This is a genomic window from Nocardioides sp. NPDC006273 (genome assembly GCF_040613495.1).
In the GTDB taxonomy this organism is placed as follows: domain Bacteria; phylum Actinomycetota; class Actinomycetes; order Propionibacteriales; family Nocardioidaceae; genus Nocardioides.
Genome location: NZ_JBEXSD010000109.1, coordinates 1 through 7,663, shown reverse-complemented (window position 1 = coordinate 7,663; position 7,663 = coordinate 1). Strand labels below are relative to the sequence as shown.

At 69.4% G+C, this 7,663-nt stretch carries 8 protein-coding genes; 6 read left to right on the top strand and 2 right to left on the bottom strand.

The annotated features are described in order from the left end of the window. The first annotated feature begins 51 nt into the window (after positions 1–51). From ABZZ22_RS26475 to ABZZ22_RS26450, 6 genes are all read left to right on the top strand, one after another. A complete protein-coding gene (locus ABZZ22_RS26475) occupies positions 52–1,233 on the top strand; it encodes a helix-turn-helix domain-containing protein (RefSeq protein WP_354938373.1) in 1,182 nt (393 codons plus the stop codon). A gap of 103 nt (positions 1,234–1,336) precedes the next feature. After that, positions 1,337–2,527: an acyltransferase domain-containing protein gene (locus ABZZ22_RS26470; RefSeq protein WP_354938367.1), complete on the top strand. Its 1,191-nt coding sequence runs from the start codon at positions 1,337–1,339 to the stop codon at positions 2,525–2,527. Beyond that, positions 2,524–3,510, top strand: a complete 987-nt coding sequence (locus ABZZ22_RS26465) for a beta-ketoacyl-ACP synthase III (RefSeq protein WP_354938364.1) — start codon at positions 2,524–2,526, stop codon at positions 3,508–3,510. The genes ABZZ22_RS26470 and ABZZ22_RS26465 overlap by 4 nt, the downstream gene beginning before the upstream one ends. A gap of 55 nt (positions 3,511–3,565) precedes the next feature. Then, positions 3,566–3,817 (top strand): acyl carrier protein, encoded by a 252-nt coding sequence (locus tag ABZZ22_RS26460; RefSeq protein WP_008364250.1) that lies wholly within the window; start codon positions 3,566–3,568, stop codon positions 3,815–3,817. Between the two features lie 91 nt (positions 3,818–3,908). Then, complete coding sequence (locus ABZZ22_RS26455) at positions 3,909–5,177, top strand: beta-ketoacyl-[acyl-carrier-protein] synthase II (RefSeq protein WP_354938360.1); 1,269 nt, start codon at positions 3,909–3,911, stop codon at positions 5,175–5,177. A 155-nt stretch (positions 5,178–5,332) separates the two neighbouring features. Next, entirely contained in the window at positions 5,333–6,778 is a 1,446-nt protein-coding gene (locus ABZZ22_RS26450; protein ID WP_354938357.1) for a carboxyl transferase domain-containing protein, read from the top strand. 112 nt (positions 6,779–6,890) lie between these two features. Here the strand turns inward: ABZZ22_RS26450 and ABZZ22_RS26445 are convergent, their stop codons facing one another. Then, complete coding sequence (locus tag ABZZ22_RS26445) at positions 6,891–7,382, bottom strand: DUF3145 domain-containing protein (protein ID WP_354938370.1); 492 nt, start codon at positions 7,380–7,382, stop codon at positions 6,891–6,893. 35 nt (positions 7,383–7,417) lie between these two features. Continuing rightward, the coding region (locus ABZZ22_RS26440; protein ID WP_354938354.1) for a hypothetical protein at positions 7,418–7,663 on the bottom strand (246 nt) is incomplete at its 5' end.

The following is a 7,663-nucleotide window of genomic DNA, read 5'->3' as shown; positions in this document are numbered from 1 at the left end:
CCCGCCCGCGTAACCGCGAGGGTCAATCGGGTCCACGGGAACACAGGGGTAATCCGCCGGCAATATGTTAGCGTTCACATCGCCTCGAACCCCCAGAGCCACCGACGGGCTCATGCTCCGCGGGCGAGCTCGTCGAGCAGGAAGCCGGCCGACTGGTCGTTCTCATTCAAGGACCTCTCGGCCAAGAACCGCTCCCTGGTCGGTCTGATCGTCCAGACGGGCATCAAGGAGTTCGTCGGCTGGTACGCCGGCGGCGCCTCCGCCGACACCGCCAAGCCCGACCTGGCCGCGTCGATGTTCGGCGTCGCGCCCCGGGCGCTGACCGGCATCATCACTCTCCAGCAGACCGTCGACCTGGTGCGACTCTCGATCGAGGTCGTCGAGGCCAACATCGACCACCTCCTCGGCCCCGAGGACGCCGCCGACGTGCACGAGGCGATCGGCCGCTACGCCCGTGAGGTCGCCTTCGCCACCGCCGAGGTCTACGCCCGCGCCGCCGAGCAGCGTGGTGCCTGGGACGCCCGGCTCGAGGCGCTCGTGGTCGACGCCGTCCTGCGCGCCGAGACCGACGAGGTCGTCCTCTCCCGCGCCAGCGCGCTCGGCTGGGACGCCGACCTGCCTCTGTGCGCGGTGCTGGGCCACGCCCCCGAGGGGATCGGCCTCGACGCCGCCATGGAGGAGGTACGCCGCCGCGCCCGCGCCCACGGTCTGCACACCCTGTGCGCCGTCCAGGGAGACCGGCTCGTGGCCCTGCTCGGCGGCATCGACGATCCGCTGAAGGCGGCCGGCCGCATCGCCGATCTCTTCGCCGACGGCCCCGTCGTGGTCGGACCGGTGGCCGCCGGACTGGCGACCGCCGCCAACTCCGCTCGGGCTGCGCTCTCGGCCTATCGGGCAGCGCCCGGATGGCCCGATGCGCCTCGCCCGGCCCTGAGCCAGTCCTTCCTGCCCGAACGTGCGCTGGCCGGCGACGCGTGGGCCCATCGCTACCTGATCGAGCATCTCTACCAGCCGCTGGTGGAGGCTCGCAGCACCCTGATCGAGACCCTGGCTGCGTACTTCGCCGCCGGCGGTGGCCTCGAGGCGACCGGGCGCACCTTGTTCGTGCATCCCAACACCGTGCGCTACCGGCTCAAGCAGGTCGCCGAGCTCACCGGGTTCGCCCCGACCGACTCTCGCGACGCGCTCACCCTGCAGGTCGCCCTGATCCTCGGCCGGCAACAGGACCACTGAGACAATCGGCACGCCTTTTTGTAGGACACCTACAAGGTTGCAGGACAGATGTTCGTCGCCGCCGAAGGTGCTCCGACACCCCTCCAGACGGGAGTATCGTCTCGTGCTCGTCATTGTCGCCCCAGGACAAGGTGCTCAGACACCAGGATTCCTCACCCCGTGGTTGGAGGACCCCGCTTTCGCCGCTCGTATGGAGTGGCTCTCAACCGTCGCAGGCATCGACCTGATCCACTACGGTACGAATGCCGACGCAGAGACCATCCGCGCCACCGAGATCGCCCAGCCGCTGCTGGTCGCCACCGGTCTGGTCGCGGCTCTTCAACTCTTCCCGCATCCCGCGGACGCCTTCGCGAAGATCGGCGCCGTCGCCGGCCACAGCGTCGGTGAGATCACCGCCGCCGCGGGCGCCCGCGCGATCAGCGCCGAGCAGGCGATGGTGCTCGTGCGTGAGCGCGGCAAGGCCATGGCCGAGGCCGCTGCGAAGACGCCGACCGGCATGACCGCGGTCCTCGGCGGCAACCGCGACGAGGTGCTCGCCTCGATCGAGAAGCACGGCCTCACCCCTGCCAACGACAACGGCCCCGGCCAGATCGTCGCCGCGGGGACGCTCGAGCAGCTCGAGGCGTTCGCGGCGGAGCCGCCCGCCAAGGCCAGGCTGATGCCGCTCAGCGTCGCCGGTGCCTTCCACACCGAGCACATGGAGCCCGCCGTCGGCCACCTGGCCCGGCTGGCCCAGAGCGTCACGACCCACGACCCGCGTACGCGCCTGATCAGCAACAAGGACGGCCAGATCGTCCACGACGGCGCCAAGGCGCTGGGCCGGATCGTCGGCCAGATCGCCAACCCCGTCCGCTGGGACCTCTGCCTCGACACCATGTCCGACATCGGTGTGACCGGCATCTTGGAGATGCCGCCGGCCGGCACCCTGACCGGGATCGCGAAGCGTGCTCTCAAGGGCGTCGAGACCTTCGCGCTCAAGACTCCCGACCAGCTCGAGGACGCCCGCGCGTTCGTCGAGAAGCACGGCGAGACCAACCTGATCGAGACCACGCCCACGTGGCGGCTGGTCGTCTCCCCGGCAAAGGGCACGTTCAAGCTCTCCGAGGCCGTCTCCGAGGTCGACGTGATCCCCGCCGGCACCGACATCGGCGCCATCGCCAGCCTCCGCGACGCCATCGTGATCACCTCCGCCCACGGCGGCGAGATCATCGAGTGGCTGGTCGAGGACGGCGACCTCGTCTCCCCCGGTCAGCCGCTGCTCCGCCTGCACCCGACGGGGGCGCAGCACTCGTGATCTCAGCCCCTACAGGTTCCCCGCACGCCCGCATTCTCGGCGTCGGTGGCTACCGCCCCAGCCGGGTGGTCCCCAACAGCGAGATCGTCGACCTGATCGACTCCTCCGACGAGTGGATCCGCACCCGCTCCGGCATCACCGAGCGTCGCTGGGCTACCGAGGAGGAGACCGTACAGATGATGTCGGTCGCCGCCTCGCGCAAGGCGCTCGAGCATGCCGGCATCGGCATCGACCAGATCGACTGCGTCCTGGTCGCGACGGTCAGCCACCTGCGTCAGACGCCTGCAGTCGCCGCGCTGATCGCCGACGAGCTCGGAGCCGACCACCCGGCCGCCTTCGACGTCTCAGCAGCCTGCGCGGGCTTCTGTCACGGCATCGCGATGGCCAGCGACATGATCCGCGGCGGCAGCGCCAGCAACGTACTCGTCATCGGTGTCGAGCGTCTCTCCGACATCACCAACCCGCACGATCGTGGCACTGCCTTCATCTTTGCCGACGGCGCGGGCGCCGCGGTCGTCGGCCCGAGCGAGGAGCCCGGGATCGGCCCGGTCGTGTGGGGTTCCTCCGGCGACAAGGCCAACCACATCCAGACCCCCGACTGGTTCGACGCGATCGAGGCCAAGGAGACCCCATGGCTGACGATGGAAGGCAACCCCGTCTTCCGATGGGCCTCCTACGCAATGGCCAAGGTCGGCCAAGAGGCATTGGAGAAGGCCGGCATCACCGCCGACGAGCTCAACTGCTTCGTGCCTCACCAGGCCAACATGCGCATCGTCGACGCCCTGGCCCGCTCCATGAAGCTTCCGGCGACGGTCGAGATCGCCCGCGACATCGCCACCATGGGCAACACCTCGGCCGCCTCGGTCCCCCTCGCCCTGGAGCGGATGATCGAGCAGGGCCAGGCGAAATCCGGTGACACCGCCCTGCTCATCGCCTTCGGCGCAGGGCTGGTCTACGCCGCCCAGGTCGTCGTCGTCCCTTAGCCTGCATTCAGTCCCACAGTTTCAGCACACAAAAATCCGAGAGGAACCACCACACATGGCCACCACCGAAGAGATCCGCTCCGACCTCGCCGAGATCGTCAACGAGGTCGCCGGCATCGATGTCGCCGACGTTCAGCTCGACAAGTCCTTCGTCGATGACCTCGACGTCGACTCGCTGTCCATGGTCGAGGTCGTCGTCGCTGCCGAGGAGAAGTTCGGCGTTTCCATCCCCGACGAGGAGGTCAAGAACCTCAAGACCGTCGGCGACGCGGTGAGCTTCATCGAGAAGGCTTCCGCGAACGCCTGACGCGCCCCGGCGGCTCGGCCAACCCTCCCAGGCCGAGTCGCCGGACCTTCCTCACCTGAACCCGACGCGCCAACCACCCCACGGAGACCACATGAGCAGCCGCACCCGAGTAGTCATCACCGGATTGGGCACCACCAACCCGGTCGGCGGAGACGTAGCCACCACCTGGGATGCCTTGATCGCAGGCCGCTCCGGCATCCGCGAGCTCACTGAGGAGTGGGCCAACGACCTTCCCGTACGCATCGCCGGCCGCATCGCCGTCGAACCGTCCGAGGTTCTGGAGAGGGTCAAGGCCAGGCGCCTGGACCGCTCCGCACAGTTCGCCGTGGTCGCCGCGGCCGAAGCCTGGAAGGACGCAGGCTTCGAGGGCACGGCCACCGAGGCGGGCCTCGACGGCGAGCGCCTCGGCGTCGCCGTCGCCACCGGTATCGGCGGCGTGACCACCCTGCTCGACAACTACGACATCCTGCTGGCCAAGGGACCGCGCCGGGTCAGCCCGCTGTCCGTCCCGATGCTGATGGCCAACGCCTCATCAGCCAACATCTCTTTGACCTACGGCGCCCGCGCCGCGGCTCAGACCCCGATCTCCGCCTGCGCCTCCGGTTCCGAGGCGATCGCACTGGCCGCCGACCAGATCCGTCTGGGGCGCGCCGACGTCGTGCTCGCCGGTGGCACCGAGGCAGCCATCCACCCGCTGCCGATCGCGGCCTTCGCCAACATGATGGCCTTGTCCAAGACCGCGTCCGGCCCCGACGGTGGCGACCCGACCACGGTCAGCCGCCCCTGGGACACCGGTCGTGACGGCTTCGTCCTCGGTGAGGGCGCGGGCATCGTCGTGCTCGAGAAGCTCGAGCACGCTCAGGCGCGCGGCGCCCGGATCTACGCCGAGGTCCTCGGCGCCGGCGTGACCGCCGACGCCCACGACATCGCTCAACCCGACCCCGAGGGCCGCGGCGGCAGCCGTGCCATCAAGGCCGCGCTCGAGGACGGCGACGTCGACCCGAGCACCATCGTCCACGTGAACGCCCACGCGACCTCGACCCCGCAGGGCGACATCGCCGAGGGCCTCATGCTCCACGCCACCCTCGGCAACCATGTCGAGAACGTCGTGGTCACCTCGACCAAGTCCATGACGGGTCACCTGCTCGGTGGGGCAGGTGCCCTCGAGACCGTCGCGACCGTCAAGGCGATCCATCACCGCCAGTCGCCGCCGACCATCAACCTGGACAACCTCGACCCCGCGGTCGAGCTCGACATCGCGACCAAGACCCGCGACCTGCCGGCCGGCGACATCGCGGCCCTCAACAACTCCTTCGGCTTCGGCGGCGCGAACGTCGCGGTGATCTACGGGAGCCTGTAGGGCATGTCCTGCCGGCCGGGCACCGGCTGCGCGATGCCCATCGCGCACCTAGATGCCGCCTCTCGGAAGAACCTCACTCTGCCGTCGAGGCGGCGCCCGGCCAGCCCAGAGGCTGGACGGCGCCCACTCGGCGCCGATCGACAGGACATCGCCTGATGACCATCACCACCTCCGCGCCTGCCCCCGCGAAGAAGCAGAAGCTTCCGCGCGACCAGGACCCGCGCAACCCTGTAGCCCGCCTCGGGGCGCTCTTCGACGCGGGCACCCTCGAGCTCATCTCCCCTGACGACGACTCCGGCATGCTGGCCGCCGTCGGCGAGGTCGACGGCACCCGGGCAGTCGCCTTCTGCTCGGACGCCACCGTCATGGGCGGCGCGATGGGCGACCTCGGCTGCCGTGTGGTCGTCGACGCCTATCACCGCGCGATCACCGACGGTGTCCCGATCATCGGGCTGTGGCACTCCGGGGGCGCCCGGCTCGCCGAAGGCGTGCTGTCCCTGCACGCGGTCGGCCGCATCTTCCACGTGATGACCCAGGCCAGCGGCAAGATCCCGCAGATCTCGGTCGTCCTCGGCCCGGCAGCCGGCGGTGCCGCCTACGGTCCCGCTCTCACCGATGTGGTCATCCTCGGCCCCGAGGGCCGCATCTTCGTGACCGGTCCCGACGTCGTACGCTCCGTCACCGGTGAGGACGTCGACATGCTGCGCCTCGGTGGCCCTGAGCCCCACGGCCGGCGCTCCGGCGTCGTGCACATCCTGACCGAGTCCGAGCGCGAGGCCCTCGACAAGGCCCGCACGGTCGCCTCCCTCCTCGGCTCCCAGGGAGGCCTCGACGTTCACGCCGTGGAGGACAAGGACCTCGCCGAGCAGCTGCCCGAGTCGAAGAAGCGCGCCTACGACGTGCATCCGCTGGTGGAGAACATCCTCGACGAGGGCACCACCCAGGAGCTGCACGCACGCTGGGCGCCCAATATCGTCACCGCCCTGGGTCGCTTCGGTGGCCGCACCGTCGGCGTCGTCGCCAACAACCCGCTGCGGCTCGGTGGCTGTCTCGACTCCCTCTCCGCGGAGAAGGCCTCGAGGTTCGTACGCCTCTGCGACGCTCTCGGCGTCCCGCTGATCGTCCTGGTCGACGTCCCCGGATACCTGCCGGGCGTGGGCCAGGAGTGGGACGGGGTCGTCCGCCGCGGCGCCAAGCTTCTGCACGCCTTCGGCGAGTGCGTGGTCCCCCGCATCACCCTGGTGACCCGCAAGACCTACGGCGGCGCCTACATCGCCATGAACGCGCGCTCCCTCGGCGCGACCAAGGTCTTCGCCTGGCCGGGCGCTGAGGTCGCTGTCATGGGCCCGGTCGCCGCGATCCGCATCCTGCATCGCCGCAAGCTCGCGGAGGTCGCGCCCGACCTCCGTCCCCAGGTCGAGGCGGAGCTCGCCGCCGAGCACGAGCGTCTCGCTGGAGGCGTCGACAAGGCGGTCGAGATCGGTGTCGTGGACGAGGTCATCGAGCCTGCGGCGACTCGCAGCGCGATCGCCGCCGCCTTCGAGGAGGCCATCCAGACCGTCGGCGTGCGCCGCGGCGCCCACGGCAACATCCCGCTCTGATCCGGATCGCGCCGAGTCGGCGCATCCTGACGGGAAAAAACGCCGAGTCGGCGCGTCATGACGCGCCGACTCGGCGTTCTGGTCGGCCGTGCTCCGCGGCCGACGGGGTCACTCAGACGACTTGGTGCAGCCAGCGTACGGGCGCGCCCTCACCGGCGTGACGAAACGTCTCCAGCTCGTCGTCCCACGGCTTGCCGAGGAGCTTGTCCACCTCGAGCTCGAGCGTGGTGTCACCGAGCGAGGCCTTCACCACCGCAGCCTTGAGCCGGTCCTCCGGGATCATGATGTCGCCGTGCATCCCGGTCATCGCGTGGAAGACGCCGAGGTCGGGGGTGAAGGAGTAGCGAGCGCCCTCAGACGTCGAAGTGCCGTCCTCGGTGACCTCGAAGCGCAGATGCGTCCAGCCTTTCAGCGCCGAGGCAATGGCCGCTGCGGAACCGACCGCACCGGACCAGAACAGCTCGGCTCGGTAGGTGCCTGCCTGGGCCGGCTGCGGCGTCCAGTCGAAGGTCACCGGCACGCCGAGAACCCCCGCGACGGCCCATTCGATATGAGGGCAGAGCGCGGAGGGGGCCGAGTGCACGAACACAACGCCTCGGGCGATACCACGCGAGGCGCTTGGGTCCTTGATCTGAGTGGTCACCGAATATCTCCTTCGTTGCGGCGCGAGCTACGCCTTCCCCAGCGGGCTCGATCATGCGTGAAGGAAAATGCTTCGGTGATCACACGGATGTAGATGGCTTTGTAGTTGTAGTAGGACCCATTCTTACCTACGCGGCCAAGGATCTCCAGTACCGAAGCAAAACCTTCAGTGATGACATCCAGCTCGGCTTCGATCCCCGTCCGTTCGGAGTCATCGGGGCCGGCGGGATCCTCGAGTCCAGG